The sequence below is a fragment of the Vibrio sp. HI00D65 genome (assembly GCF_001635455.1).
Taxonomy (GTDB): Bacteria; Pseudomonadota; Gammaproteobacteria; order Enterobacterales; family Vibrionaceae; genus Vibrio.
In genome coordinates, this window is record NZ_LWEH01000163.1 from 1 (window position 1) to 219 (window position 219).

Genomic DNA, 219 nt, shown 5'->3' on the forward strand with positions numbered 1-219 from the left:
TCTCTGTTAAATGTTTTATAAATACAGCTATATTAAAATCATAATATATTAATTAAATTAATAGGATTTAATATGAAACGTCGTGNTTTATTTTCTACTATAATGTCTTTTTTTTTATCATCACTAATGACTTTATGGGTTACGTACTTAAACATAGGCAGTTCGCCAGTTTTTTTTAAATTGTGGGTAAATGCTTTTTTATTAGCCTGGCCAGCCGCT

Annotated in this window: 1 protein-coding gene; it reads left to right on the forward strand. The window is 27.1% G+C overall.

The genetic code is table 11. The annotated features are described in order from the left end of the window. Window positions 1–126: 126 nt before the first annotated feature. On the forward strand, window positions 127–219 hold a 93-nt coding region (locus A3712_RS28330; protein ID WP_231891813.1), incomplete at its 3' end, for a DUF2798 domain-containing protein.